The sequence below is a fragment of the Ancylobacter sp. genome (genome assembly GCF_965279025.1).
Classification (GTDB): domain Bacteria; phylum Pseudomonadota; class Alphaproteobacteria; order Rhizobiales; family Xanthobacteraceae; genus Ancylobacter.
Genome location: NZ_OZ257132.1, coordinates 2,145,701 through 2,171,237, shown reverse-complemented (window position 1 = coordinate 2,171,237; position 25,537 = coordinate 2,145,701). Strand labels below are relative to the sequence as shown.

23 protein-coding genes and 1 other RNA gene are annotated in these 25,537 nt (G+C 69.1%); 8 read left to right on the top strand and 16 right to left on the bottom strand.

What is annotated here, in order from left to right; all coding sequences use genetic code 11:
• Nucleotides 1–322 precede the first annotated feature (322 nt).
• The gene (gene nudC, locus ACQY76_RS09970) at nucleotides 323–1,336 is read right to left on the bottom strand and encodes an NAD(+) diphosphatase (protein WP_428032715.1); all 1,014 of its coding nucleotides are present in this window, start codon (nucleotides 1,334–1,336) and stop codon (nucleotides 323–325) included.
• Nucleotides 1,333–1,755 (bottom strand): HIT domain-containing protein, encoded by a 423-nt coding sequence (locus tag ACQY76_RS09965; RefSeq protein WP_428032714.1) that lies wholly within the window; start codon nucleotides 1,753–1,755, stop codon nucleotides 1,333–1,335. The genes nudC and ACQY76_RS09965 overlap by 4 nt, the downstream gene beginning before the upstream one ends.
• A 205-nt stretch (nucleotides 1,756–1,960) precedes the next feature.
• Between ACQY76_RS09965 and ACQY76_RS09960 the strand changes: the two genes are divergently transcribed.
• The 4 genes from ACQY76_RS09960 (at nucleotide 1,961) to ampC (ending at nucleotide 6,512) form a co-directional block, all read left to right on the top strand.
• Complete coding sequence (locus ACQY76_RS09960; protein ID WP_428032713.1) at nucleotides 1,961–3,163, top strand: MFS transporter; 1,203 nt, start codon at nucleotides 1,961–1,963, stop codon at nucleotides 3,161–3,163.
• A gap of 31 nt (nucleotides 3,164–3,194) precedes the next feature.
• The gene (locus tag ACQY76_RS09955; protein ID WP_428032712.1) at nucleotides 3,195–4,268 is read left to right on the top strand and encodes a linear amide C-N hydrolase; all 1,074 of its coding nucleotides are present in this window, start codon (nucleotides 3,195–3,197) and stop codon (nucleotides 4,266–4,268) included.
• A gap of 30 nt (nucleotides 4,269–4,298) precedes the next feature.
• Nucleotides 4,299–5,252, top strand: a complete 954-nt coding sequence (gene pip / locus ACQY76_RS09950; RefSeq protein WP_428032711.1) for a prolyl aminopeptidase — start codon at nucleotides 4,299–4,301, stop codon at nucleotides 5,250–5,252.
• Nucleotides 5,253–5,351: 99 nt separating this feature from the next.
• On the top strand, nucleotides 5,352–6,512 hold the full coding sequence (ampC, locus tag ACQY76_RS09945; RefSeq protein WP_428032710.1) for a class C beta-lactamase: 1,161 nt from the start codon (nucleotides 5,352–5,354) through the stop codon (nucleotides 6,510–6,512).
• Between the two features lie 12 nt (nucleotides 6,513–6,524).
• Here the strand turns inward: ampC and ACQY76_RS09940 are convergent, their stop codons facing one another.
• The 4 genes from ACQY76_RS09940 to ACQY76_RS09925 form a co-directional block, all read right to left on the bottom strand.
• Complete coding sequence (locus tag ACQY76_RS09940; RefSeq protein WP_428032709.1) at nucleotides 6,525–6,893, bottom strand: hypothetical protein; 369 nt, start codon at nucleotides 6,891–6,893, stop codon at nucleotides 6,525–6,527.
• A 136-nt stretch (nucleotides 6,894–7,029) separates the two neighbouring features.
• Nucleotides 7,030–7,455 (bottom strand): glycosyltransferase family 2 protein, encoded by a 426-nt coding sequence (locus ACQY76_RS09935; RefSeq protein WP_428032708.1) that lies wholly within the window; start codon nucleotides 7,453–7,455, stop codon nucleotides 7,030–7,032.
• 218 nt (nucleotides 7,456–7,673) lie between these two features.
• A complete protein-coding gene (locus tag ACQY76_RS09930; protein ID WP_428032707.1) occupies nucleotides 7,674–9,053 on the bottom strand; it encodes an APC family permease in 1,380 nt (459 codons plus the stop codon).
• Between the two features lie 110 nt (nucleotides 9,054–9,163).
• Entirely contained in the window at nucleotides 9,164–10,039 is an 876-nt protein-coding gene (locus tag ACQY76_RS09925; protein WP_428032706.1) for an SAM-dependent methyltransferase, read from the bottom strand.
• Nucleotides 10,040–10,391: 352 nt separating this feature from the next.
• Here ACQY76_RS09925 and ACQY76_RS09920 point away from each other — a divergent pair, with 352 nt between their 5' ends.
• The 4 genes from ACQY76_RS09920 (at nucleotide 10,392) to ACQY76_RS09905 (ending at nucleotide 13,305) form a co-directional block, all read left to right on the top strand.
• Nucleotides 10,392–10,604 carry a DUF4287 domain-containing protein gene (locus tag ACQY76_RS09920; RefSeq protein ID WP_428032705.1) on the top strand — a complete coding sequence of 71 codons (213 nt, stop codon included), beginning with the start codon at nucleotides 10,392–10,394 and terminating at the stop codon, nucleotides 10,602–10,604.
• 107 nt (nucleotides 10,605–10,711) lie between these two features.
• Nucleotides 10,712–10,809, top strand: an RNA gene (gene ffs, locus ACQY76_RS09915) — signal recognition particle sRNA small type.
• Between the two features lie 186 nt (nucleotides 10,810–10,995).
• Nucleotides 10,996–12,969, top strand: coding sequence for a DNA polymerase III subunit gamma/tau (locus ACQY76_RS09910; RefSeq protein ID WP_428032704.1), 1,974 nt, complete (start codon nucleotides 10,996–10,998; stop codon nucleotides 12,967–12,969).
• A 15-nt stretch (nucleotides 12,970–12,984) separates the two neighbouring features.
• On the top strand, nucleotides 12,985–13,305 hold the full coding sequence (locus ACQY76_RS09905) for a YbaB/EbfC family nucleoid-associated protein (protein WP_428032703.1): 321 nt from the start codon (nucleotides 12,985–12,987) through the stop codon (nucleotides 13,303–13,305).
• A gap of 304 nt (nucleotides 13,306–13,609) precedes the next feature.
• Here the strand turns inward: ACQY76_RS09905 and ACQY76_RS09900 are convergent, their stop codons facing one another.
• From ACQY76_RS09900 to ccoO, 10 genes are all read right to left on the bottom strand, one after another.
• Nucleotides 13,610–14,206, bottom strand: a complete 597-nt coding sequence (locus ACQY76_RS09900; RefSeq protein ID WP_428032702.1) for a TetR/AcrR family transcriptional regulator — start codon at nucleotides 14,204–14,206, stop codon at nucleotides 13,610–13,612.
• The gene (locus ACQY76_RS09895; protein ID WP_428032701.1) at nucleotides 14,203–17,610 is read right to left on the bottom strand and encodes an acyl-[ACP]--phospholipid O-acyltransferase; all 3,408 of its coding nucleotides are present in this window, start codon (nucleotides 17,608–17,610) and stop codon (nucleotides 14,203–14,205) included. The genes ACQY76_RS09900 and ACQY76_RS09895 overlap by 4 nt, the downstream gene beginning before the upstream one ends.
• A 231-nt stretch (nucleotides 17,611–17,841) precedes the next feature.
• Nucleotides 17,842–18,993, bottom strand: coding sequence for an MFS transporter (locus ACQY76_RS09890; RefSeq protein WP_428032700.1), 1,152 nt, complete (start codon nucleotides 18,991–18,993; stop codon nucleotides 17,842–17,844).
• Nucleotides 18,990–19,166, bottom strand: a complete 177-nt coding sequence (ccoS, locus tag ACQY76_RS09885) for a cbb3-type cytochrome oxidase assembly protein CcoS (protein ID WP_428032699.1) — start codon at nucleotides 19,164–19,166, stop codon at nucleotides 18,990–18,992. The genes ACQY76_RS09890 and ccoS overlap by 4 nt, the downstream gene beginning before the upstream one ends.
• Entirely contained in the window at nucleotides 19,163–21,484 is a 2,322-nt protein-coding gene (locus ACQY76_RS09880) for a heavy metal translocating P-type ATPase (RefSeq protein ID WP_428032698.1), read from the bottom strand. The genes ccoS and ACQY76_RS09880 overlap by 4 nt, the downstream gene beginning before the upstream one ends.
• An 80-nt stretch (nucleotides 21,485–21,564) precedes the next feature.
• Complete coding sequence (locus ACQY76_RS09875; protein ID WP_428032697.1) at nucleotides 21,565–22,062, bottom strand: FixH family protein; 498 nt, start codon at nucleotides 22,060–22,062, stop codon at nucleotides 21,565–21,567.
• Nucleotides 22,063–22,082: 20 nt separating this feature from the next.
• Nucleotides 22,083–23,552 (bottom strand): cytochrome c oxidase accessory protein CcoG, encoded by a 1,470-nt coding sequence (ccoG, locus tag ACQY76_RS09870; RefSeq protein ID WP_428032696.1) that lies wholly within the window; start codon nucleotides 23,550–23,552, stop codon nucleotides 22,083–22,085.
• Nucleotides 23,553–23,721: 169 nt separating this feature from the next.
• Nucleotides 23,722–24,606 (bottom strand): cytochrome-c oxidase, cbb3-type subunit III, encoded by an 885-nt coding sequence (ccoP, locus tag ACQY76_RS09865; RefSeq protein ID WP_428032695.1) that lies wholly within the window; start codon nucleotides 24,604–24,606, stop codon nucleotides 23,722–23,724.
• A 2-nt stretch (nucleotides 24,607–24,608) separates the two neighbouring features.
• The gene (locus ACQY76_RS09860; protein WP_091438507.1) at nucleotides 24,609–24,764 is read right to left on the bottom strand and encodes a cbb3-type cytochrome c oxidase subunit 3; all 156 of its coding nucleotides are present in this window, start codon (nucleotides 24,762–24,764) and stop codon (nucleotides 24,609–24,611) included.
• A 10-nt stretch (nucleotides 24,765–24,774) separates the two neighbouring features.
• Entirely contained in the window at nucleotides 24,775–25,527 is a 753-nt protein-coding gene (ccoO, locus tag ACQY76_RS09855; protein WP_428032694.1) for a cytochrome-c oxidase, cbb3-type subunit II, read from the bottom strand.
• Nucleotides 25,528–25,537 lie beyond the last annotated feature (10 nt).

Below are 25,537 nucleotides of genomic sequence, written 5' to 3'. Positions count from 1 at the left end.
CCCCTCACCCCGCCGGCGGGTCGCGCCCTTCCACGAAGGCCCGCAGCAGCCGTCATGGATCCCCGGGCCCAGCCGGGGGATGACAGCGTACCTGGGGTAGCGATGCAGCCATCCGTCGTCCCGGACCTGCCCACCCGCATCAGCGTCATCCTGAGGTGCGAGCGCAGCGAGCCTCGAAGGATGGGGTTCCGGGCGCGCCTCCCGCGACATCCTTCGAGGCCCGGCCTATGGCCGGGCACCTCAGGATGACGTCGCTCAGGCGGGGAGCTAACCCGTCCCTTGATCTCCCTGGAGCGTGTGTACTGTCCGGCGATGAACAGCCTCATCCCGCCGGCGGATCGCGCCCTTCCACGAAGGCCCGCAGCAGATGGTGGGCGATGGCCATGCGCGGCGGGGCCATCAGGCCCTCCGGGTGGGTGCGGGTGAGCAGCAGCCGCGCCTCGTCGCGGGAGAACCAGCGCGCGGCTTCCAGTTCGTTCGGGTCGATGGTGATGGCGCGCGAGGTCGCCTGCGCGTGGAAGCCGGTCATCACCGACATCGGGAACGGCCAGGGCTGCGAGCAGAGATAGCGCACCGCCCCGGTGGCGACGCCCGTTTCCTCCAGCGTCTCGCGCCGCACCGCGTCCTCGAAGGTCTCGCCCGGCTCGACGAAGCCGGCGAGGCAGGACCACATGCCCGGGGCGAAGCGGGCGGAGCGGCCGAGCAGGCAGTCGTCGCCGTCGACCGTCAGCATGATCACCACCGGATCGGTGCGCGGAAAGTGCTGGGTGCCGCACGTCGGGCATTCGCGCCGCCAGCCGGCTTCCGCCACGACGAGCCGCTCGCCGCAATTGGAGCAGAAGCTGCGCCGCGCGTGCCAGGCCAGCATCGCCTTCGCCGTGGCGAGCTGGCCGATCTCCTCCACGCTCGCCAGTTCCCGCACCGCGATGCTGCGCAAATCGGTGACGAGAAGGTCGGGCCGCGTCTCCGGCGGCTCGGTGAGCACGCCCAGCGCGGCGGCGGGCAGCGGCAGAACCAGATGCGGCACCTCGCCCTCCAGACCGAGCAGGCACGCCTCGCCGAGCCGGCCGCCCAGCGCCACCGCCTCTTGCAGCGGGAAAAGGGCGGTGCAGGAATCCGGGCCTTCCTCCAGCCCGGCGATGAAGCCCGGCTTGCGGCGCAGCACCACGCTTTCGCCGGCGATGAGGCAGGTTCGGGCGCGGGGATCGCGCAGGAAGCTCTCCATCTCGCCGCGCCGCAGCCCGGCGCGATCCAGCCGCGCGCCGGTGTAGCCAAGATGCGGCCATAGGCCGAGAGAGGCTTCGGTCGAGGCGTCGGTCGCGGCGTTGTCGCTCATTGGGCCAGCGCCCCGCGCAGCTGGCCGGCCAGCAGCATCGCCTGCGGCGCGGCATAGGTGCTCCGCTCGCCGCCGGAGCCCCACACCGCGGCCGGCCAGGCGGCATCGCCCTCGAAGCGGGCGATGACATGGATGTGCAGCTGGCGCACCATGTTGCCCAGCGCCGCGACATTCAGCTTGTCGCAGCCGGTGAGGGACTTCAGCGCCCGGCTCACCGCGTCGATCTCGCGTGTCAGCGTGGCGCGCTCCTCCCCCTCGAGGTCGATCAGGTCGGCAAGGCCGGGGCGGCGCGGCACCAGGATAACCCAGGGAAAGCGGGCATCGTCCATCAGCCGCACGGTGGCGAGCGGCAGGTCGATCACCGGGAAGCTGTCGGCCTCCAGCCGTGGGTCCAGGAGAAAGGTCGAGGCGTTGCTCATCGTCGCAGCAGCTCCCAGGCCCGGCCGGATCGCGGGCGCCGGCAAGCTATAACCCCGCCGGGGACGGGTTTCCATCGCCCTGAAGCGAGCTGTGGCAGGGCGGGCCGTGCCGCCTTCAATGGATGCGCGCTCGGCGCGCGGCATTTGTCGCGGGCGGCGCTTTGTCCTACTGATGGGGCCGCCGCGTCCGCCGAAGTACAGTGCCATGACCCTGAACGTGCCCGCCGACTCCCTGCGCCGCACCGCCATGCCGGTACTGGTCGCGCTCAGCGCGGCGCATTTCCTCAACGACATGATCCAGTCGCTGATCCCGGCGATCTACCCGCTCATCAAGGCGGCCTATGCGCTGGATTTCGGCCAGATCGGCGTCATCACCCTCACCTTCCAGATCTCCGCCTCACTGCTGCAGCCGGTGATCGGCCTGTACACCGACCGCCATCCCTTGCCCTATTCGACCGTGGCGGGCATGGGTTTCACCCTCATCGGTCTCGTCGGCCTTGCCCATGCCGGCACCTACCCGCTGCTGCTGCTCGCGGCCGCGTGCGTGGGTATCGGCTCGTCGATTTTCCACCCGGAAGCGACGCGCATGGCGCGCAAGGCGTCCGGCGGGCGCCACGGCTTCGCGCAGGGGCTTTTCCAGGTCGGCGGGCAGACCGGCGGCGCCATCGGGCCGCTGCTGGCGGCGTTCATCATCGTTCCCAACGGTCAGACCAGTCTCGCCTGGTTCTGCGCCGCCGCCCTCCTCGCCATGCCGCTGCTGGCATGGACCGCCCGGCACAGCGCGCTGGCCGTGCCGCTGCGCAGGCCGGGCCATGCCGCCGAGGCCGAAGTGGCGCACCGGCCGTTCCGCGCGGTGGCCTTCCCGCTGGCGATCCTGATCGTGCTGCTGTGCTCGAAGACCGCCTATACCGCGAGCTTCACCTCGTTCTACACCTTCTATTTGATCGAACGCTTCGGCGTGTCGGTGCAGGCCTCGCAGCTCATGCTGTTCCTGTTCCTCGTCTCCTCAGCGGCGGGCGTCTTGTTCGGCGGCATGCTGGGAGACCGCATCGGGCGCAACAAGATCATCTGGTTCTCGATCCTCGGCGCCCTGCCCTTCGCCCTCGCCCTGCCCTATGCCGGGCTGTTCTGGACCGGCGTGCTGACGGTGATCATCAACCTCGTCATGTCGAGCGCCTTCGCCGCCATCCTCGTCTACGCCATCGAGCTGATGCCGCACCGCATCGGCCTTGTCGGCGGGTTCTTCTACGGGCTGGTGTTCGGCCTTGGCGGGCTGGCGGCGGCGGCGCTCGGGCTGTTCGCCGATCGCTACGGCATCGACGCGGTCTATCAGGTCTGCGCCTTCCTTCCCGCCTTCGGCCTGCTCGCCTTCCTGCTGCCGAGCCTGCGCGGGGCGCGCGTCTCGTAACGCGGCGCGCCGACCCAAGAGGAGCCCAGACATGACGCTTGCCGCCCGCCTGCTCGCGCCGGTTCTCGCAGCCCTCGTCGCCGCCGGCCCCCTGATCGCCGGCGCCTTCCCGGCGCTGGCCTGCACCCGGCTGGTCTATCTTGGGCCGGAGGGAAACATCGTCACCGCCCGCTCCATGGACTGGAAGGACAACATCCCCACCAATCTGTGGATCCTGCCGCGCGGCATCGCCCGCGAGGGCAAGGCCGGGCCGAACTCCATCCGCTGGACGGCGCGTTTCGGCAGCCTGGTGGCCACCGGCTTCGACATCGCCACCGTCGACGGGGTGAACGAGAATGGGCTCGCCGCTAATGTGCTGTGGCTCACCGAGAGCGAATACCCGCCGGCCGACAGCGGCACGCCCACTCTCGCGATCTCGCTCTGGGGCCAGTACGTGCTGGACAATTTCGCCAGCGTGGCGGAGGCGGTGGCGGCGCTGGAGAAGGAGCCCTTCACCGTGGTGACGGCCGACCTGCCGGATGGTTCGCGCCTTGCCACGCTGCACATGGCCATCTCCGACCCGACCGGCGACAGCGCGGTGCTGGAATATATTGGCGGCCGGCAGGTCATCTATCACGGCCGGCAGCACCAGGTGATGACCAACTCGCCGAGCTACGACCAGCAACTGGCCCTCGCCAGTTACTGGCGGGACATTGGCGGGCTCACCTTTCTGCCGGGGACCAATCGCGCCGCCGACCGTTTCGCCCGCGCCGCCTTCTATGTCGGGGCGGTGCCGCAGGAGACCGACCCCGATATCGCCCTCGCCAGCGTTTTCAGCGTCATCCGCAACGTCTCCGTGCCGTATGGGCTGAACACGCCCGACCAGCCCTTCGTTTCCTCCACCCGCTGGCGCTCGGTTGTCGACCACAAGCGCCGGCTGTACTTCTTTGAATCGGCGTTGACGCCTAATACGTTCTGGGTCCGTCTCGACCAGATCGACTTCTCGGCCGAAAGCGGCACCGTTAAAAAGCTCGACCTCGGGCCCAACCAGACCAACATTTATTCCGGCAACGCCACCGGTGCGTTCCGCGACACGCCGCCCTTCATCTTCATGGGCGCTCGCTAGACCATAGGCCCCGTCCACACGGAATCCGAGATGAGCGAACTGCGCACCCTCTACCCGCCGATCGAGCCGTTCGAGACCGGCATGCTCGATGTCGGCAACGGCCATTCCATCTACTGGGAGCGCGCGGGGACCCCGGGCGGCAAGCCCGCCGTGTTCCTGCATGGCGGGCCGGGCGGCGGCATCTCGCCCGCCCACCGCTCGCTGTTCGATCCCGCCCGCTACGAGGTGATCCTGTTCGACCAGCGCGGCTGCGGACGCTCCACGCCCTATGCGGAGCTGGCGCACAACACCACCTGGGACCTCGTCGCCGATATCGAACGCCTGCGCACCCGCTTCGGCTTCGAGACATGGCAGGTTTTCGGCGGCTCCTGGGGCTCGACGCTGGCGCTCGCCTATGCGCAAACCCACCCGGAGCGCGTCAGCGAACTCATCCTTCGCGGCGTCTACACCCTCACCCAGGCCGAGCTCGACTGGTATTACCGCTTCGGCGTGTCGGAGATGTTCCCCGACAAATGGCAGCGCTTCCTCGGCGTGCTGGAGACCGACGAACAACGCGCCGACCCCATAAGCGCCTATCGCGCCCTCCTCACCGGCGACGATGAGGCGGCAAAGCTGGAAGCCGCGAAGGCCTGGTCGAGCTGGGAAGGCCAGACCATCACCTTGCTGCCGGACCCCGGCTTCACGGCGGCCTTCAGCGACGGGCATTTCGCGCTGGCCTTCGCCCGTATCGAGAACCACTATTTCTTTCACAAGGCCTGGCTGCGCGAGCGCCAGCTGCTGGACGACGCCCACCGGCTGAAGGGCATTCCCGGCGTCATCGTGCATGGGCGCTACGACATGCCCTGCCCGGCCCGCTATGCGTGGGAGCTCTCGAAGATCTGGACCGACGCCGAGCTTCACCTGATCGAGGGCGCCGGCCATGCCTATTCCGAACCGGGGATTCTCGACCGGCTGATCCGCGCGACGGACACATTCGCCGGCTAAAGCCTCTCCGGTTCGTCGATTGCAGTGCCCTTGCCGACCCGGTCGTTGCATCTGGTCGGAAACGGCCCCAAGCCGGGCTGTCCGTGCCGAGGAGACCCCATGACCGTCCTGTCCCGCCGCGCCGTTCTCGCCTCCGCCCTGCTGCCGCTCGCCGCGTCGGCGCTGCCGGCGCGGGCGCAGGCGGCGGATTTCGGCAAGGTGGCGCCGCCGATCTTCAGCGCCCTCGCCAAGGCCAACGACATTCCCGGCCTCGTGGTCGGCCTCACCCGCAACGGGCAGCACGAAATCCTCGCCATCGGCAACACCGCCCGCAAGGACGGACAGCCGGTGGATGGCGACACGCTGTTCGAACTCGGCTCGGTGAGCAAGACCTTCACCGTGGCGCTGGCGGCCCTGGCGGCGCAGCGCGGCCGGCTCGACCTCGGGGCCCCGATCGCCGATGTGGCCCAGAGGCTTACGGGCACGGCCTTCGGCGCGCTCACCCCGCTCGATCTGGCCACCCATGCGACAGGCGGGATGCCGCTGCAGCTTCCCGACAGCATCCGCAACGAGAAGGAGCTGGTCGAGTGGCTTGCCGCCTGGAAGCCGGCGGCGCCTCCGGCCACACGCCGCGCCTATTCCAACATCAGCATCGGCGTGCTCGGCCTCGTCACCGCCACGGCGCTCGGTATCAGCTTTCCCCGCGCGGTGGAGCGCGACCTGTTCCCGCTGCTCGGCCTGAAGAGCACCTATGTCGAGGTGCCCGATGACGCGATGGCCCGCTATGCCATGGGCTACACCAAGGCGAACAAGCCCGCCCGCGTCACCCCGGCGCCACTGGCGATGGAAGCCTATGGGGTCACCTCCACCGCGCTCGACATGCTCGCCTTCCTCGACGCCAATATGGGCGTGGGCGAGGTGGCGCCGGACATCGCCCAGGCGCTCGCCCGGACCCATACCGGCTATTTCGAGACCGCGAACTATGTGCAGGAGATGATCTGGGAGCGCTATCCCTGGCCGGTCGGCCTCGACCGGCTGCTGAAGGGAAACGCCCCCGACATGGCGACAAAACCGCAGCCGATCACCCGGCTCGACCCGCCCTCCCCACCGGCTCTGGCGAGCTTCATCAACAAGACCGGCTCCACCAACGGCTTCGGCTCCTATGTGGTGATGCTGCCGGCGGAAAAACTCGGCGTCGTCGTGCTGGCCAACCGCAACTACCCCAATGAGGAGCGGGTCAAGGCGGTCTACGCGCTGGTGAAGGGAATGCTGAGCCGCTGAGTGCGGCAGGCGTCAGCGCACGCTCGGGTCGGCAACCGAAGGCCGCAACCGACGGTGAAACGCGCGCCACACCGCCAGAACGGCTTCCCTCACTCCGTTGACAGGACTGAGCGCGATGACCTGCACTGTGGCGATGCCCATGGAGAGCGGTGCTCGTAAGACCCCCAGCATCGGGTAATTGCGAAAGAAAAAATACTGCTGGTCAGCGGCCGGTACGAGATCCCCGGTCGATCTGAACCATTCGACCGACACAAGATACGACTTCTTCTGCAGGCTGACGCGGTCGGGCCTGTCGCTCAGGACATAATCCGACAGTGCCTCGTGCTCATAGACGAGACGAACGCCAGCCTGTTGCAACCTAAGAACGAAATCCCAGTCCACATGGCGCCTGAGACCGGAGGTGTAGCGGACCCGCCTGGCAATTTCCGTGGGAACAATCAAAGTGGATGATTGGAGCGCTCCGCCGTCCCGAAGCAGAAACCGGCTGAAGGACGCATGAAGGTCGGGAGGTGTCGGATTACACAGCTGCCGCCCCCCCCTTCCAAACCAGCATGCAGTTGGAAGCGAAGAAGCACCCGGTGCGGTCACCGTCGACATCCAGCTGGGTCTCCAGCTTATTTGGATACCATACATCATCCGCATCGATGAAGGCGATCAGCTCTCCGCGCGCCGCATCTATGCCGGTATTGTACGCGGCGGCGCCGCCTCTGTTCTCGGGATGATCAATGACGCGGATGCGTCGATCAAGCTCGGCGAGGTCCGATATTTCGGCACGCGGGAGGCCGCTGTCATTGACGATGATGATCTCGAATGGCGACCATGTCTGGTCCAGCACGCTCCGCAGCGCACATCGCGCCATCTGCGCGGGCTCGCGGTAAACGGCCATCACCACCGTGATTAATGGCCTCTCGGCGGAACGATTGGCTTCCGTCCGCTCAATCATCTATCCGCACGCACCCTGGATCAATTCCATGCGCTCGCTCTCGAAACTTCACGATGAGCCCAAAATAATACTCAAATATACGTTATGCAACTCCCGCTCGACCATCGGCCGTGAACCCGCGTACCGCTGCGCTCCGTTCTAACCGTCGGTACATCGGGCGCTGACGGCGCGGTTCACGGCTCCCCGATGGGCCGTAGCCGCGACGGCATGCACCCGCCTCACGCGGCCTTCGCCGGGGCGGTGCCCAGCCGGATGAAGGGCACGCCTGCCAGCAGCACGCCGACCCCGACCAGTGCGCCATAGCCGGTGTAGGCGATGCTGGCATAGAGCAGGTAGGCGCAGGTCAGGCAGAACAGCGCCGGGGTCAGAGGATAGAGCGGCGCGCGGAAGCGGTCGGAGCGGCTGCGGTCGCGCCGCCGGAGGATGAAGAATGACACCCCGACCAGCAGCAGGAAGAACCAGAATACCGGCGCGGTATATTCGACCATGGCCTGGAACCCCACCCGTGTACCTGCGCCGAAAATCACCAGCACAAGCGCGATCGCGCTCTGGGCGAGAATGGCGTTGACCGGCATGTTGCTGCGCTCCTCCCACAGCCCGATGCGGCCCAGCAGCGGCAATTCGCGCCCAAGCGAATAATACAGCCGCGCGCCGGTGAAGATCGTCGCGTTCATCGTGCTCAGCGCGGCGAAGCACACCAGCAGCGCCACGGCCAGCGAGGCGCCCGAGCCGAAGAGTTGCTGCAGCGTATCGGCCGCCACCACGTCGCTGGCCCGCAATCCGTCGAGGCCGAGCACGTTGAGATAGGCGAGATTTACGAGGAAATAGAGCGCGGTGATGATCGCCACGCTCGTCACCAGTACCCGGGGCATGTTGCGCCGGACATCCTTCATCTCGCCGGAGAGATAGGCGACTTCGTTCCAGCCGCCATAGGTCAGCAATATCAGCACCATGGCGAGCCCGAAGGCGCCGCTCGCCGAGCCGGCATCCGGTGCGGGCACCGGCGTCGGGGCACTGCCCAGCGCCAGTCCGGAGCCGGCGATGGCGAGGACGGCGAGGATGGTGAAGATGGTGAAGACGAGCTGGATCGTCCGGCTCTGCTTCGAACTGCCCAGATTGATGGCGGTGAAGACCACGATCGCCCCGGCCGCGTAGAGCGCCGCACCCCATGGGCCCAGCGGCAGCACCCCTTGCGCATAGTCGCCGAACACGAAGGCGACGGCGGCAATGGCACCGGTCTGGATCACCGTGAGGCGCGCCCAGGCGAACAGCAGCGCCACGTGCCGCCCCAGCGCCCGGCGAAGATAATGGTACTCGCCACCGGCGTGGGGATAGGCGGACCCCAGTTCGGCGTAGACGAAGGCGCCGATGAGCGTCACCGCGCCGCCGATCAGCCAGAAGCCCACAAAGGCCCATTCGCTGGACACGTTCAGGGCGACGATCTGCGGCGTGCGAAAGATACCGATGCCCACAACGATGCCGACGAGCATGGCGATGCCGTCCAGCGTCGAGAGGCTCGCCTTCGGTGCCCCCGGCGCCGCCGGCACGGCATGGGTGGTCGTCCCGGCGGGTTCGCGGGGAATCGCGATGAGCTTCACGGGGCTCTCCAGTTTTCACGGTCGGGAAAGGCAGCGGGCGCGACGGCAGCGGACGCGCGACGGCGCAAGGGCGGCCCTGCGGCCGCCCTGCCGGCGCGATAGGTCACCCGCTAGCTGCGGACGGCGGTCCAGTTCCTCAGCGGGCCCTCGGAGGCGGTGCCGGTGAGGCTGGTCCCGAACACCGCGCCGACATAGTCGACCCCGCCGGCGGTGAAGTGCACTTCCTTGCCGATCACGCGGCCATTCTCGATCGGCGCGTCGCCGAGACGGCCCGAGATCTTCTGATAGCGCTGGGTGAGTTGCAGTTGCTGCTCGCCGAGCTGCCAATTGCCCTCGACCTTGGCGGGCACGACCCACATCAGCGCCGTGCACCACTCGCGGCAGTTCTCGCCCAGCCGGTCGACGCGGTCGGCTTCCCAGTCGCCCATGGCGAAGCTGTTGGACACCACCCGCGTTCCGGGCTCCAGTTCGAGGATATGCGGGCGCAGCCGCTCATTCAGCTCGGGGAGCAGGAACAGGGTCAGCACCTGCGCCTTCGAGAAGTCCGTCTCGAAGATGTCGGCCTGCTCGAAGGTCGCGCGGTCGGCAACCCCGGCCGCCTCGGCGCGCCGCTGGGCCAGCGTGACGAGATCGGGATTGTACTCGATGCCATGCGCGCGCAGGCCACGCCCGGCCGCCGCGATCACCGTTCGCCCGTCGCCGGAGCCCAGATCGATCAGGTGATCTTTGGGGCTGACCTCGGCCATGTCGAGCATGCGCTCGACCAGCGCGTCAGGTGTCGGCACCCACACCACATCCTTACCCGGCTGGCCGGATTGGGGATCGTAGCCTTCTTCCGCCGGGGCGATGATAGCGGGCGGGCCCGCAGTCGGCGGCGCCGTCTGTGCGAGCACCGGCGCGGCCAAGGTGAGCGCGCCGGCAGACATGGCCAGCGCCACAGCTCCCACCAGACGACCCACGCGCAGTCGCGATGCACGCCTCGGCATCGCGCCCAATTCATGAATAGCTTTCGATTTGATACAATTTGATACAGTTGATTCCGCATCGATGGACCGTAACAACTTACCACTCCTTCGGTTGATACTTGTCTCTTCGATCTTTATTGCGATCTACCTCTTGGTAACATTCGATATTAAGCCGAACCACTCAATTAACGTTGAGGGTTTCGAGGTCACAACGGTTTGAGGGGGACTTTCCGGATGGCGGAGATGCCCTAGGGGCCGCCCACCGGCAGCGGCGCCATGATCGGCCGGGCGTTTGCCGGGCCCCTTGCGATGCCGGGCTCGGTGCCCTTGCGGGCATTGACAGGTAATGTCTCCCCATGCCCACTCGGCGCCTATGAGCGATGACACGATCAAGGGACCGGCGTCCTATTTTCCCTCCATCGAGACGAAATACGGCCGGCCGATCGCCGAGTGGAAGGCGCTGGTGCGCGCCGCGCGCCCGGCCAGGCACATGGAACTCGTCGCCCTGCTGAAAGAACAGCATGGGATGGGACACGGCCATGCCAATGCGATCGTCGCCCACACCCTCGCCGAGGACGATGCCTAGGCGAGGGGGCGAACGCGAGGCGTCCCCGCGCCGGGCTGCCCGGCCCCTGCGCTCTGCGCCCTCTTCCGGCTCTTGCATCCCCGGCGCATCTGGACGATATAGGCGCCGGGAGGTTGGCGGTGGACGAGCCACTCGCCAACCGGGTCAGGTCCGGAAGGAAGCAGCCCCAACGAGCCCGGATCGGGTCTCTGTCCAGCCTCCCACCTCTCGTCCAGCATGGCCCGCCGCGAGGGCCCGCCAGATGTAGAGGCGCGCCCCTTGCCAGCCTGGCGGTGCGCCGGCGGCCACGCCCTCCCCCCATCTCCCCTGCCGATTTTTCCCCACCTCGCCATAGGCGCGGTTGCCCTATCGGTGTCGCGCGATGATATGAAGGGGCCAGCAGCGAGGGACCATGAGCGCGGACAGCCCCGATTTTCCGGCGACAGCGGACGACGACGCCCCCCTGGGCTTCGACCTCGGCGCCGCGCCGGCTGTGCCGGCTGCCGTGCCCGCCGCTGCCGCGACGCCGTATCGCGTGCTCGCCCGCAAATACCGGCCGCAGACCTTTGCCGATCTCATCGGCCAGGAGGCGATGGTCCGCACGCTGAGCAATGCCTTCACTTCCGGGCGCATCGCGCAGGCCTATATCCTCACCGGCGTGCGCGGCGTCGGCAAGACCACCACCGCCCGCATCCTCGCCCGCGCGCTCAATTACGAGCCGGCCGACGGACCGGTGGGAGGCGGGCAACCGACGCTGGACATGCCGGCGCTCGGCCGCCACTGCCGCGACATCATCGAGAGCCGTCATGTCGATGTGCAGGAGATGGACGCCGCCTCCAACACCGGCATCGGCGATATCCGCGAGATCATCGAGGCGGCGCGCTACAAGCCGGTGCTGGCGCGCTACAAGGTCTTCATCATCGACGAAGTGCACATGCTCTCCACGGCGGCCTTCAACGGCCTGCTGAAGACGCTGGAAGAGCCGCCCGAGCATGTGAAGTTCATCTTCGCCACCACCGAAATCCGCAAGGTGCCGGTCACGGTGCTCTCGCGCACCCAGCGCTTCGACCTGCGCCGCGTCGAGGCCGGCACGCTGGCGCGTCATCTCAACGGCATCTGCACGGCGGAGGGCGTGAACATCGACGCCGAGGCGCTGAGCCTCATCGCCCGCGCGGCGGAAGGCTCGGTGCGCGACGCGCTCTCGCTGCTCGACCAGGCCATCGCCCATTCCGGCAGCCAGTCCTCCGGCGGCATGGTGCATGGCGAGCAGGTGCGGGCGCTGCTCGGCCTCGCCGATCGCGGGCGGGTCATCGACCTGTTCGAGGCGCTGATGAAGGGCGACATCGCCCAGGCGCTGACCGAACTGCGCGAGCAATATGATTCCGGCGCCGACCCGGCGGTGGTGATCGCCGACCTCGCCGAATTCACCCATCTTGTCACCCGCATGAAGATCCTGCCCGAGACCGGCGACGATGCCGCCCTGGTGGAAGCCGAGCGCACGCGCGGGCGCGACTTCGCGCGCGGCCTGTCGATGCGGGTGCTCTCGCGCGCCTGGCAGATGCTGACCAAGGGCCTCGCCGAGGTGCAGCAGGCGGCCAAGCCGATGCAGGCGGCGGAAATGGTGCTGGTACGCCTCGCCTATGCCAGTGACCTGCCGACGCCGGACGAAGCCTTGCGACGCCTGCGCGACGGCGCCGCCGAAGCGCCCGCCGGCCGGCCTTCCGGCGGTGGTGCAGGAATGGGTGGCGGTTCCGGCGGCGGCGGTTCGGCCATGGCGGCGACCGCGCCGCGCAGCTATGCCGCGCCGGCCTCGCTGCCCTCCGCTGCGCCGAGCGCGGCCAGCCATCTTTCCGTTGCCGCGCGCAGCGCCCCGCGCCCTGCCGGCGCGGCGCCGCAGCCCGCGACCGCCGCGCCGGCAATGGCGGTGGCGTGCTTCGAGGATCTCGTCGCCCTCGCGGCAAGCCGGCGCGACCTGCGGCTCAAATTCGCGCTGGAGAACAATCTCCGTCTTGTTTCCTTCGAGGACGGCAAGCTGGAAGTGGCGCTCGCCCCCGGCGGCTCACCGAACCTGATCCAGGAGCTTCAGCTGAAGCTCTCGGAATGGACCGGCCGGCGGTGGCTGGTGGCGATCTCGCGTGAAGAGGGCGAGCCGACGCTGGCCGACAAGGCCGCCGCCCAGCGCGACGCGATGATGACCGGCGTGCGCGCCGACCCGCTGGTGGCGGCGGCGCTGGCGCGGTTTCCCGGCGCCTCAATCGTCGATGTGCGCACGCTGGCGACCGAAGAGCCGGCAGGTGGCTTCAACCCCGATGCCGACATGACCGACGCCGATCTGATGGCCGCCCGCGACGATGGGCCGGGCGCCGACGACGAAATCGAATTCTGACACAGGAGTCCCCGGATGAAAGACCTTCTCGGCATCATGTCCAAGGTCAAGGAGATGCAGTCCAAGATGGAGCAGCTCCAGGCCGAGCTGGAGACCGTCGAGGTCGACGGCGCCGCCGGCGGCGGCATGGTCACGGTGCGGCTCTCGGCCAAGGGCGCGCTCAAGGCCATCCGCATCGACCCGAGCCTGCTCAACCCCGACGAGGCGGAAATCCTGGAAGACCTGGTCGTCGCCGCCCATGCGGAAGCCCGCGCCAAGGGCGACCGCATCGTTCAGGAGAAGACCCAGTCGATCACCGCCGGCCTGCCGATCCCCCCGGGCATGAAGCTGTTCTGAGAGGGGCGCTTCCCCTCTCACCGACGGGGGCGAGGGTTGGGATGAGGGGAGCCGTCCATTCATGGGCCGTCATCCCGGCCAAGCGAAGCGCGCGCCGGGATCGTCTTCCGCCTCTCGTGCACACGATCCCGGATCAGCCCTGCGGGCCGTCCGGGATGACGGTCTTTCAAGCGAGGTCCGTCATGGCCGGGCTTGGCCCGGCCATCCACGCCTTCCCCTCTTTCTCCCGGCCAAGTCGTGCATGCCCGGCCCAAGGCCGGGCATGACGGTGTTCACAGGCCCGGACCGGGCATGATGGTGCCGCTCAGCCCTTGCGCGCCCGCTCCACCACGCACAACACCGCCGCCGCAATCTCCTCCGCACGCGCCGATAGCGGGCCTTCCAGTCGTCCATAGAGGGCGAACACCGCCGGCTGCACCACGCAGCCGAGCGCCATGGCGCTGGCGAGGGTGACGTGCCCGGCGGGGATGTCCGCCCCGCGCAGCATCTGCGCCACCGCCTCCACCACATTGGCCTCCGGCGCCTCCGGCACCCCACCGAGATGCTCGTGCTGGTGGATGAGCAGATAGGCGAACAGCGCCGGTTCGGAATCGAACAGCCCGCAGGCCAGCGTCACCACCGCCCGCAGCTTCTTCTCCAGCGTCGGTTCTGCGGCGTCTATGGCGCAGATATCGGCCGCCAGCGCGGCGTAGCGGGTGAGGAAGAGTTCGCGCGCCAGCTTTTCCTTCGAGGCGAAATGCCGGTAGAGCGCTCCCTCGCTGACCCCGACGCCGAGGGCGATGTCGCGCACCGAGGTGCCCGCCACGCCCTTCTGCGCGAACAGCTCCAGCGCCACCGCCTCGATGCGCGCGCGGGTGTCGGCGCCGTCGCGCCCCCGGCGCGCGCCGGCGGGCGGGCTCAAGAAGCCGCCCCGGCCGGCCCGCGCGCGGCCAGCATCTCCAGCGCGATGCTGCGCGCCTTGGTGAAGTCCACCTTGCCCGAACCGAGCAGCGGCAGTTCATCCATGCGCAGGATCTCGGCCGGGATCATCAGCTCGGTCACGCCGCGCTCGCGCCCATGCGCCTGCAGGGCGGCGCGGGTGAGGTCCGGCGCCGTGGTCATCAGGATGATGCGCTCGCCGCGTCGCGCATCCGGCACCGCCACCGCCACATGCTCGGCATCGGGCCGCAGCGTCGCGACCATGGTGTCGATGGCGGCGAGCGAGATCATCTCGCCGGCGATCTTGGCGAAGCGCTTCACCCGGCCGCGAATGGCGACGAAGCCCTCTTCGTCGAAGGCGACGATATCGCCGGTGTCGTACCAGCCCTGCTCGGGCGGCTCGATCACGCCCGGCGCCTCGGCGCGGAGATAGCCGAGCATGACGTTCGGCCCGCTCACCTGCAGCCGCCCGCCCTCCTCGATGCCGGCCATGGTCTCCAGCCGGTGCTGGATGCCCGGCAGCATGCGCCCCACCGTGCCGACGCGGTTGAACATCGGCGTGTTCACCGCCAGCACCGGCGCGCATTCGGTGACGCCGTAGCCCTCCAGGATGCGGTGGCCGAACTTCTCCATCCACACCCGCCGGGTCTCCGCCTTCACCGGCTCGGCGCCCGCCACCACGAAGCGCAGCGAGCGGAAGTCGTAGGGGTTGGCGGTGCGGGCATAGCCCATGAGGAAGGTGTCGGTGCCGACAATGGCGGTGGCATTGGTGGCGTAGACCAGTTCCGGGATGATCCGGTAGTGCAGCGGCGAGGGGTAGAGATAGGTCTTCAGCCCCGACACCATCGGCAGCACCAGCCCGCCGGTGAGCCCGAAGGAATGGAACACCGGCAGCACGTTGAACATGATGTCGGCGGGCGAGAAATCGATCCGCGCCGCCACCTGCGCCACATTGGTCAGAATGTTGCGGTGGGACAGCACCACGCCCTTGGGCGTGCCCTCGGAGCCGGAGGTGAACAGCACGAAGGCCGGCTCGTCGGGATGGGCAGGCGTGGGCGCCGGCAGCGGCAGCATGGCCCTTATCTTGTCCGGCGTGGTCACGGAGGCGCGGATGTCCTCGCTCATCAGCACGCGCACATGCTTCTCCAGCTCGGCCACCTCCGCCTCCAGCCGCGCCTTCTCGATGAAGGCGCGCGAGGCCACCACCAGCTTCACCTCCGCCGCCTTGCAGGCGGTGACGAGGTTGGTGGCGCCGGCGGTGTAGTTCAGCATCACCGGCACCCGGCCGTGGCGGGAAAGCCCCATGAGCACCACGGCGATACCGGCGGCATTGGGCAGCAGCACGCCGACCTTCTCCCCGGGCTCGGACTGCGCGGCGAGCTTCGCGCCGAGGATCTTGGCGCCCAGCAGCAGCTTGCGATAGGACAGGATGGTGCCGAGCGGGTCCTCCAGCACGATGCGCCCCATGCCGAGCCGCACCGCCGCGTCCTCCACCGCCTGGTAGACCGTCACATTGGTATGGCTGGTCTCGAAGACGAGGTCGCTCATCACGTCATAGAGCGCCGCCCCGGCGGCGCGCCGGCGCTTGCGGCCGAACAATTCGCGGTCGACCTTCAGCTTGCGCGGCGGCAGGATGGTGACGCGCACCTTGGGGAACAGGCGCTTGCGGGTCTGGTGGCCGTCGAGGCGGGAGAAATAGGTCTGCTCCAGCCCCTCGATCCGCACCGGAACGACCGGGGCGTCCGCCTTGTCGGCGATCAGCGCCGAGCCGTCATAAATCTTCATGATCGAGCCGGTGACGGTGATGCGCCCCTCGGGGAAGATCACCAATTGCTCGCCCTGCTGCACCTGCCGGATGAGATCGCGGGTCGCCATCGGCTTGGTCGGATCGAGCGGGAAGGCGCGTACGAGGCTGAGGAACGGCTTCACCCACCACGCCTCGGCAATGGCGCGGTCGACGGCGAAGACCGGGTCATTGTCGAGCAGCGCCATGATGAGCGGTGCGTCGAGGAAGCTGACATGGTTGATGGCGATCACCGAGCCGGGGCCGGCGGCCTTCAAATGCTCGGCGCCGGTCACCTCGACGCGGAACAGCAGCCGGAACACCAGCTTGATCAGGTCGCGCATCACCTGGCCCTGGAAGGCGCGGCCGGCGAAGATGGCGACGACGAGGCTCGCCGCGCCGATCACCCCCAACAGGGCCGGCGCGCCGAGGCCGGCGAATTGCAGCCCGGCGACGATGACCGCGCCGGCCACCATGAAGGCGGCGTTCAGCACGTTGTTGCCGGCGATCACCCGGGCGCGCCGGTCCTCGCCCGCCGCCGCCTGCACGAAGGCGAAGGTCGGCACGACGAAGGCGCCGCCCGCCGCCGCGAGGCCGATCAGCCCGATGGCGGCGTGCACGCCGGCGCCGGAGGTGAGGAAGTCATACCAGCCGATCGGCTCGGCCGCCGGGGTGAGCGAGCCCATGAGAAAGGCGAGATCGATGGCGAAGCCGCCCATCAGCAGGCCGGCGACCGGCACCAGCGCCAGCAGGATGTGGCCTTCCGACAGCTTGGCGGCCAGCGTCGAGCCGATGGCGACGCCGATGGTGAACAGCACGAGGAACAGCGTGACGACGCCCTCCACCCCGCCGACATTCTCCTTCACCAGCGTCGGCAGCAGCGACAGCACCACCGCGCCCACCAGCCAGAACCAGGAAACGATCAGCGCCCCGCGCCAGATCGGCCGGTCGGCGCGGATATCGGCGAGCAGCGTCATGGTGCTGCGCCAGATGTTGCGGTCGATGACGAGGTCCGGCGCCCCCGGCAGCGTGTGGGGAATGGCCCGCGCCGCCAGCCAGGCGATCACCGCCAGCACGAAGGTGAAGCCGGCCACCGCCCATTCGCCCGTATGGGTGAAGGCCAGCGCCCCGGCCACCGTGCCACCCAGAATGGCGGCGAAGGTCGCCATCTCGATCAGCGCATTGCCGGAGACAAGCTCGTCCTTGGCGAGGTGATCGGGCAGGATGCCGTACTTCACCGGCCCGAACAGCGCGCTCAGCGTGCCCATGAAGAACAGGCCGACGAACAGCACCGGGACGGACTGGATGACGAAGCCAGCGCTGGCGATGAGCACGATCCAGATTTCGGCGAACTTCACCCGCCGGGCGATCAGCGCCTTGTCATAGCGGTCGGCGAGCTGGCCGCCGAGGCTGGAGAACAGGAAGAAGGGCAGGATGAAGATGCCGCCCGCCAGCGTCACCAGCGCGCCGCCATTCACATGGGCGATGCCGTAGAGGATCAGCAGCGCCATCGCGTTCTTCACGAAATTGTCGTTGAAGGCGGCGAAAAACTGGCACCAGAACAGCGGGGCAAAGCGGCGGGCCGTCATCAGCCGGGTGAACATCGTCGATCCTCTCACCGAATTGTCAGTGAACGATCACTTACATAAAGCCGCGCGTGCGTCAACAGCGCGGACAGCACCGTCCTCCCGGCCGCGCGCGGCGAGAGCCGGGATCGCCCTCCGCGTGCGTACGTCAGGGCCGGGCTTGACCCGGCCATGCACGTCTTGTCCGGCGCGCGAGCGCGGGAGGTCATGGGTCCCCGGGTCAAGCCCGGGGATGACAGCGTGGGGCGGCTAGAGGAGCACGCCCGCCAGCGCGGCAAGCAGCAGCACGCCGTCATGCACGCCGAGTTGCGCTCGCGAGGGCCTGCCGCCCCCATGCAGCACCAGCGTGGTGGCGAGGTTCGCCAGCGCCCAGCCGGCACCCACCGCGAGAAAGGCGACGCCGATGGCCGCGGCGTCTATCGCTTGCGTGACGGCGAACGAAGCGCCGATGCACAAGGCGAGGGCGAGCAGCGCCAGCGGGGCCGCGCCCATCCACCGCGCCAGCACCCCGCCGGCCAGCGCCGGCGCGTACATCGCCACCACGTGCCAGGCGACGACGCCTGAGATCAGCGGCACGCTGAGGCCGCAGCCGGCCAGCGCCAGCGGGGCGCCGGCCATGGCGGAAGTCATCGCCGCCCAGGCCAGCGCGCCGAGCAGCGTCGGCAGCACCAGCCCCCGCCACGCCAGCGGCGTCGCGGGGGCGTCTATGGCGGGCATGGCGTCGACGGTGAGTTCAGCATGGGAAAAGCGCGCCTGCGGCAGCAGCACGGCGAAGCCCAGCGCGCCGAGCTGGGCGAGCGCCGCGAGGATCAGCGTGCCGGCGAAGGTGTAGGGCGCGAAGGCTTCTTCCGCCGCGCCGGCGAGCAGCGGCCCGAGAAGGCCGGCCAGCGCCCCGGCGCCGATGAGCCGCGCCAGCGCTCCGCCGCGCATTCCCGCATCCGCGCCGAAGGCCGCCGCATGGCGGTAGAACATGCCGAAGCCCTGCGCCGCCCCGAGCCAGACCGCCCCCAGCACCAGCATCGGAAACGCCCCGAGCATCATGCCATAGGCCGCCACCAGCCCGCCCGCGACGCCGAGGCTGGCGCCGAGGGCGAAGGCGGCGCGCCGGCCGAACGTGTCCAGCAGGAGGCTCGCCGGCAGGCTCGCCAGCGCCGCGCCGAGCAGGAAGGCGGCGAGCGGCAGCGCGGCCAGTGCCGGGCGCGGGGCCAGCATGGCGCCGGCCAGCGGCAGCACGCCCAGCGTCAGCGCCTGCGCCAGCACCACCAGCGCGAAGCCGCCGGCGAGCCGCCCGGCACCGAGCGAACGGCGCAGCGGGCGCGGCCCGTCTTCCGGGCAGGCGCAGCCGAGCCGGCCAGCGCGGGCGGCCTCCGCGTCGCCCTCAAAGAGACCGCTAGCACTCATCGCCGCCGATCCCTGTCGCGGGCGCCCTCAAGCAGGTCGTCATCGGACAGGACGCGCACCGCCGCGCCCTCGATGTCGTCATACTGGCCGGTGCGCAGCGACCAGAGGAACGCCACCAGTCCGAGCAGGCCGAGGCTCAGCGCCGCCGGCACCAGATAGAGAAGCACGCTCATGCCGCCTCCTTCGCGCCCGCGAGCGCGCCCCCGCCCTGCCGCGCCCGCAGCGCGTTGAGGGTGACGATGACCGAGGAGCCGGACATGGCGAGCGCCGCCACCAGCGGCGTCACATAGCCGGCGACCGCCAGCGGCACGGCGACGAGATTATAGGCCACCGCGATCATCAGGTTCTGCCGCATCAGGTGCCGCGCCCGGCGCGCCACCTTCACCGCGAAGGCGACCGGCGCCAGCCGCTCGCCGAGGAACACCGCGTCGGCCTGCGCTCGCGTCACATCCGCCGCGCTGATGGGCGACAGCGAGACATGGGCGCTCGCGAGCGCCGGCGCGTCATTGATGCCGTCGCCGACCATCAGCACGCCCCGCCCCCGGGCGGCGAGGCTTTCCAGCACGGCGATCTTGTCGCCCGGCCGCATCTGCGCCCACCAATCGGTGATGCCCAGCGTCGCCGCCACCGGCGCCACCGCCGCGCGGCGGTCGCCCGACAGCAGAACGACATGCAGCCCGGCGGCGCGCAGCTCGTCCATCACCGCCTGCGCGTCGCCGCGCAGCGCTTGCCGTATTTCCAGCACCGCGCATGCGTCGCCCAGCCGCACCGCGACCAGCGAGGCGTCCGGCACATCGCCGGCGCGCGCGGCGGCCAGCGCCTCGCAGCCGCAAAAGGCCGGGCTGCCCAGCCGCGCCGTCACCCCGTCGATCTCCGCCTCGACGCCGGCGCCCGGCACCTCGCGCACCTCAACCAGCGGCAAAGCGTCTGGATAGGCGGCGGCAATCGCCCGCGCCAGCGGGTGGGTGCTCGCCAGAGCCAGCCGCGCCGCGACGGCCAGAAGCGGCGCCGGCACATCGGAGCTGTCGGCAAGGCGGGGCTCGGGAAGGGTGAGCGTGCCGGTCTTGTCGAAGGCGATGGTGTCGATCTCCGCCAGCCGCTCGAAGGTGTCGCCGGAATGGATCAGCACCCCGGCGCGCATCAGCGTGCCTGCCGCCACTACCTGCACCGCCGGCACGGCGAGCGCCAGCGCACAGGGGCAGGTGATGATGAGCACCGCCACCGCGATCAGCACCGCATGGTGCAGCGAGGCCCCGGCAACCAGCCAGCCGACCAGCGCCAGCAGCGCCGTGGTGTGCACCATCGGCGCGTAGAGCCGGGCGGCACGGTCGGCGAGGCGGATATAGCGCCCGCGCGCGGTGGAGGCCTTGTCGAGCAGGCGCTCGATCTCGTCGAGGAAGGTATCCTCCCCCGCCGCAATGGTGCGCAGCCGCAGCACGCCGTCATGGACGAGGCTGCCGGCATGCACCATGCCGCCGGCGGCAATGGCGCGCGGCAGCGTCTCGCCGGTCACCAGGCTCTCATCCACCGAGGCGGTGCCGGAGAGCACGAGGCCGTCCACCGGCGCCCGCTCGCCCGCCCGCAGCATCACCTCGTCGCCCGGCTGCACGGCGGCAGCGGGCACGGTGACGAGCCGCCCGTCCGGTTCGACGCGGTTGGCCGACACCGCCTTCAGCGCGGCGAGATTGCCGGCCTCCGCCCGCGTGCGCCGGCGCATCGCGTGGTCGAGATAACGCCCCGCCAGCAGGAAGAACAGCAGCATGACCGCCGAATCGAAATAGGCATGCTCGGCATGGTTCAGCGTCTCGAACACGGAGACACCGAGCGCCAGCAGCACGCCGAGCGTGATCGGCACGTCCATGTTGAGCGAGCGGGCCTTCAACGCGCGAATGGCACTCTGGAAAAACGGCTGGCCGGCATAGGCGGCGGCCGGCAGCGCGATGAGCGCCGAGAGCCAGTGGAAGAAATCACGGGTCTCGGGGGTGATGTCGGTGACATTGCCCGACCACACCGACACCGAGAGCAGCATGATGTTCATCGCCGCGAAACCGGCGACGCCGAGGCAGCGCAGCAAATGCCGGGAGGTGGCGTCGTCGATCGCCTCCAGCCGGCCGGCGTCGAAGGGGTAGGCGCGGTAGCCCGCCCTCGCCAGCGCCGCCAGCACCTGCCCCGGCGCCGGCTCGGCCCGCGCTTCCCAGCCGATGGTGAGGCGGTGGGTGGTGTAGTTCAGCCGCGCCCGCGCGATGCCCGGCAGTGCCTCGCAGGCATCCTCGATCTCGTCGATGCAGGCGGCGCAGTCGATGCCCTCGACCGCGAAGGCCATCTCCGCCTCCCCGCCCGGGTCGCGGCGCAGGAACAGGGAGAAGTCCTGTGCGGGCGCCCCGCCCGGCACGGCGTCATCCCCGTGCCTGACCCGGGCATCCACGTCTTGAACGGACGCGCTCGGCGCCAGCGAATGCGGCGCCAGAGAATGCGGCGCCAGAGAATTCATGGAGGACCGGGCCAGGTCCGGCCATGCCGGCCTTGGCCGGGCAAGAACAGTGTGGGCCGAATTTTCCCGTGCCATCGCCGCTACCGGATGATGACGCGGTTGGTGGAGCGGAACAGCCGCTCGCCGTCGCGGGTAAGCTCGATCACCAGCTCCCATTGCCCGGATGTCACCGCATCCTCGGCGCGCCATTGGCCGGCGCCCACCGCCACCGGGTCGAGCGTCACGTCGAGCTGCCGGTTGGTCGGATGCTGCAGCGTCGCGGCGAGCACCGCGTCGGTGATCGGCCGGCCGGCGGCATCGCGGGCGGACACGTCGAGGCGGCCGGGCTCGACATGCGCGTCCACCTGCCAATGGCGGGCCGCCTGCGCGGCGGCGGCCTCGCTCTCGGCGCGGAAGGCCAGGCCCGCCTTGTAGGAGCTTTCGGTCTCCACCCCGCCGAAACTGGTCACCGCCGCCCGCACCATGATGAAATTGGCGGTGAACACCACGCCGAAAAACGCGACGAAGCACACGAGCACCGTCCGGCCGGTGAGAGGGCGGCCCTTCATCTCGTCGAGCCCGTTCATAGGCGAAGCCATGCTGGTTCTCCGGTTGCGGCTCAGGGGCCCTTGAAATGATCGGGCGCGGTGGTGGTCTCGCCGCCGGCGACATCGGTGACGGTGAAGATCACCGGCAGCGAGGCATTGGCCGGCAGCTTGGCGGCGGTGGAGACCAGCGCGCGCAGTTCGAAGGTCTGGTCCGGCCCGACCTCGACCACGGGATGGCCGTCCCGGCTCGCGGAGACGCCGCCGACGATTTCGAGCTGCGCTTCCGGTACGCCGGCCACCGCGATGGCGAAGCGGCGCGGCATCGGCTGCTTGTTGACGATGCGCACCGTATAGGCGTTGCGCACCGCACCGTCCGAGAGCCGCACGAAGAGCGGGTTGCGGTCATGGATGACGGCGACGCCTTCCGAACCACGCATTGCCAGCGCGGCCACCATGATGCCGCCGATGAGGACGATCAGCGCCGCATAGAGCACGGTGCGGGCGCGCAGCACCCTGGTCACCGGCGCGAGGCCCTGCTGGCGGCGCTCGATGTTCATTTCGGTGTCGTAGGCGATGAGGCGGGTGGGGCGCCCGATCTTGCTCATCACCGTGTCGCAGGCATCGATGCACAGGCCGCACTGAATGCAGGCGAGCTGGCTGCCGAGGCGGATGTCGACACCCGTCGGGCAGGCGGCGACGCATTGCCGGCAGTCGACGCAATCGCCCGCCGGCACGCCGGCCGCGCGCAACGCCTCGGTCTTCTTGAGCGAGCCGCGCGGCTCGCCGCGATCATGGCGATAGGTGACGTTGTAGGCGTATTCGTCGGTGAGCGCCGCCTGGATGCGCGGCCACGGGCACATATAGGTGCACACCTGCTCGCGCATATGGCCGGCAAGCACATAGGTGGTGAAGGTAAGGATGCCGATCCAAAGATAGGCGACCAGCGGCGCGGTGCCGGTGAAGAGCTGCCAGACCAGCGTCGGCGCATCGGCGAAATAGAGCACCCAGGCGCCGCCGGTCCACCACGCCACCATCAGCCACAGCACATGCTTGGCGGCGGCCTCGAAGGCGCGCTGGCTGCGCGAGGCGGTCTTCAGCTTCTCCCGCCGCTCGCGCGGGTCGCCCTCCACCATGCGCTCGATGGCCTGGAACAGGTCGGTCCACACGGTCTGCGGGCAGAGATAGCCGCACCACAGCCGGCCGGCGACCGCGTTCATCAGGAACAGCACCAGGGCGGCGATGATCAGCAGGCCGGTAAGGTAGTAGATCTCCTGCGGCCAGATCTCGATGAAGAAGAAGTAGAACCGCCCATTGGCGAGGTCGACCAGCACCGCCTGCGCGGGGGCGTTGGGGCCACGGTCCCAGCGCAGGAAGGGCAGCAAATAGTAGATGCCCAGCGTGACGATGAGCAGCGCCCATTTGATGCGGCGGAAGCTGCCATGCACGGCGATGGGGTAGATGCGGCGCCGGGCCTCGTAGAGCGGGCCGTCCTCGTCCGTGCCGGGTTCGTCCGGCGTCTCGACCTTGGTCGCCATGTTCATGTCAGTCCCCGAAGCCTGCGGTCCGCGCCGGCATGGAGGTTTTCTAAACCGGCGCTCCCGCGTCGGTGATCCGGGGCTTGCCGGGCGGAAAAGTGCTTATGCGGCGGGACGTCGCGGAGAAAATCCCCCGCGCGCCCCGCCGCATCGCTCACGCCCCTGCGTGCCGGCGCTAGCGTCCGCCCCCGAGCGCATGCACATAGACGGTGAGGGCCTTGATGGTCGTCGGGTCGAGCCGGCCCGCCCAGGCCGGCATGATGCCGCTGCGTCCATTGGTGATGGTGGCGATCACGCTGTCGCGGTCGGAGCCGTAGAGCCAGATGCCGTCGATAAGGTTCGGGGCGCCGAGCTCGACATTACCCTTGCCGTCCGGCCCGTGGCAGGCGGCGCAATTGGCGGCGAACACCTCCTTGCCCTTGGCGTTGTCGCCCGCCGCCCCGGCCGGCGCCGGCAGGTTGGACAACGAGCGCACATAATCCGCCACCGCGACGATGTCCGGCCGCTGCAGCATGCCGTCGCGGCCGAAGGCCGGCATGTCGCCAAGATGCGCGTCGGCATCGGTGGAGCGGATGCCGTGCAGGATGGTCTGCTGGATCTGCGCCAGCGAGCCGCCCCACATCCAGTCGTCGTCATTGAGATTCGGGTAGCCCTTGGCGCCGGCGGCGCCGGTGCCGTGGCACGGGGCGCAATTATCGCCGAAGGCGGCCCGCCCCTGGGCGCGGGCGAAGGCCAGCAGTTCCGGGGTCGCCTCGATCTGTTCGAGCGAGGCGGCGTCCAGCTTCTCGGCGAAGGCGCCGCGCTGCGTCCGCAGATCGGCAAGCTGCACCTGCACGGCGTCGCGCGAGGTCCAGCCGAGCACGCCGGAGGTGTAGTTCGACACCAGCGGCCAGGCGGGATAGGCGATCCAGTACAGCACCGCCCAGACGATGCAGGCGTAGAAGGTCCACAGCCACCAGCGCGGCAGCGGGTTGTTCAATTCGCGTATGCCGTCCCACTCGTGGCCGGTCGTCGACACGCCGGTGACGGCGTCGACCTCGTTCTTGTGATGCTCGGCCATGGTCAATCCTCGCGCAGCGGCATGCGGGCGGCGTCTTCGAACTGCTTGCTGCGCCTGGGCGAGAGCGCATAGGCGAGCACGCAGAGGAAGATGCCGACGAAGTAGAGAAGCCCCCAGGTCTGGGCGAATTCGGCGAGGGCGCGATAGGTCTCGTTCATCCCGGCCTCCTCAGCGGATGTTTGCCTTGTCGTCGTAGAGCTTGAAGTCGACCATGGTGCCGAGCGCCTGCAGATAGGCGATCAGCGCATCCGCCTCGGACAGGACCTTGGGATTGCCGTCGAAGTCGCGCTGCTGCGCGCCGGGGTAGCGTTCCATCAGCCCGTCGGCATCGGCATCGGGGCTGGCCTGCGCCCGCAGGTCGGCCAGCGCTTCGGTGACCATCGCCTCCGAATAGGGCACGCCAAGCACGGCGTTCACCTTCATGTCGTCGGCGATCTCGTAGGTCTTCAGGGGGGTCTGCGCCAGGAAGGGGTAGCCGGGCATGATCGAGCCCGGCACCACCGAGCGCGGATCGGCCAGATGCTGGCGCTGCCACTCGTCGGAATATTTGTTGCCGACGCGGGCAAGGTCCGGCCCGGTGCGCTTGGAGCCCCACTGGAACGGGCGGTCATACATGCTCTCGGCCGCCAGCGAGTAATGGCCGTAGCGCTCCACCTCGTCACGCAGCGGGCGGATCATCTGCGAGTGGCAGTTGTAGCAGCCCTCCCGGACATAGATGTTGCGCCCGGCCAGCTCCAGCGGCGTCCAGGGACGCACGCCGGAGACCTTCTCGATGGTGCTCTTGAGGTAGAACAGCGGCACGATCTCCACGAGGCCGCCAATGGCAACCACGAGCAGGATGCCGATCAGCAGCCAGATCGAGTTCTTCTCGAGGAAGGCGTGCCGGGCCCAGACGGACTTCTTGGTGGCGATGTCAGCCATGATCGGGTCC

Excerpts from the sequence above, each read along its gene's own strand:
- nudC (WP_428032715.1), bottom strand. The coding sequence starts at position 1,336 with ATGAGCGACAACGCCGCGACCGACGCCTCGACCGAAGCCTCTCTCGGC.
- ACQY76_RS09965 (WP_428032714.1), bottom strand. The coding sequence starts at position 1,755 with ATGAGCAACGCCTCGACCTTTCTCCTGGACCCACGGCTGGAGGCCGAC.
- ACQY76_RS09960 (WP_428032713.1), top strand. The coding sequence starts at position 1,961 with ATGACCCTGAACGTGCCCGCCGACTCCCTGCGCCGCACCGCCATGCCG.
- ACQY76_RS09955 (WP_428032712.1), top strand. The coding sequence starts at position 3,195 with ATGACGCTTGCCGCCCGCCTGCTCGCGCCGGTTCTCGCAGCCCTCGTC.
- pip (WP_428032711.1), top strand. The coding sequence starts at position 4,299 with ATGAGCGAACTGCGCACCCTCTACCCGCCGATCGAGCCGTTCGAGACC.
- ampC (WP_428032710.1), top strand. The coding sequence starts at position 5,352 with ATGACCGTCCTGTCCCGCCGCGCCGTTCTCGCCTCCGCCCTGCTGCCG.
- ACQY76_RS09935 (WP_428032708.1), bottom strand. The coding sequence starts at position 7,455 with ATGATTGAGCGGACGGAAGCCAATCGTTCCGCCGAGAGGCCATTAATC.
- ACQY76_RS09925 (WP_428032706.1), bottom strand. The coding sequence starts at position 10,039 with ATGCCGAGGCGTGCATCGCGACTGCGCGTGGGTCGTCTGGTGGGAGCT.
- ACQY76_RS09920 (WP_428032705.1), top strand. The coding sequence starts at position 10,392 with ATGAGCGATGACACGATCAAGGGACCGGCGTCCTATTTTCCCTCCATC.
- ACQY76_RS09910 (WP_428032704.1), top strand. The coding sequence starts at position 10,996 with ATGAGCGCGGACAGCCCCGATTTTCCGGCGACAGCGGACGACGACGCC.
- ACQY76_RS09905 (WP_428032703.1), top strand. The coding sequence starts at position 12,985 with ATGAAAGACCTTCTCGGCATCATGTCCAAGGTCAAGGAGATGCAGTCC.
- ACQY76_RS09895 (WP_428032701.1), bottom strand. The coding sequence starts at position 17,610 with ATGTTCACCCGGCTGATGACGGCCCGCCGCTTTGCCCCGCTGTTCTGG.
- ACQY76_RS09890 (WP_428032700.1), bottom strand. The coding sequence starts at position 18,993 with ATGAGTGCTAGCGGTCTCTTTGAGGGCGACGCGGAGGCCGCCCGCGCT.
- ccoS (WP_428032699.1), bottom strand. The coding sequence starts at position 19,166 with ATGAGCGTGCTTCTCTATCTGGTGCCGGCGGCGCTGAGCCTCGGCCTG.
- ACQY76_RS09880 (WP_428032698.1), bottom strand. The coding sequence starts at position 21,484 with ATGAATTCTCTGGCGCCGCATTCTCTGGCGCCGCATTCGCTGGCGCCG.
- ACQY76_RS09875 (WP_428032697.1), bottom strand. The coding sequence starts at position 22,062 with ATGGCTTCGCCTATGAACGGGCTCGACGAGATGAAGGGCCGCCCTCTC.
- ccoG (WP_428032696.1), bottom strand. The coding sequence starts at position 23,552 with ATGAACATGGCGACCAAGGTCGAGACGCCGGACGAACCCGGCACGGAC.
- ccoP (WP_428032695.1), bottom strand. The coding sequence starts at position 24,606 with ATGGCCGAGCATCACAAGAACGAGGTCGACGCCGTCACCGGCGTGTCG.
- ACQY76_RS09860 (WP_091438507.1), bottom strand. The coding sequence starts at position 24,764 with ATGAACGAGACCTATCGCGCCCTCGCCGAATTCGCCCAGACCTGGGGG.
- ccoO (WP_428032694.1), bottom strand. The coding sequence starts at position 25,527 with ATGGCTGACATCGCCACCAAGAAGTCCGTCTGGGCCCGGCACGCCTTC.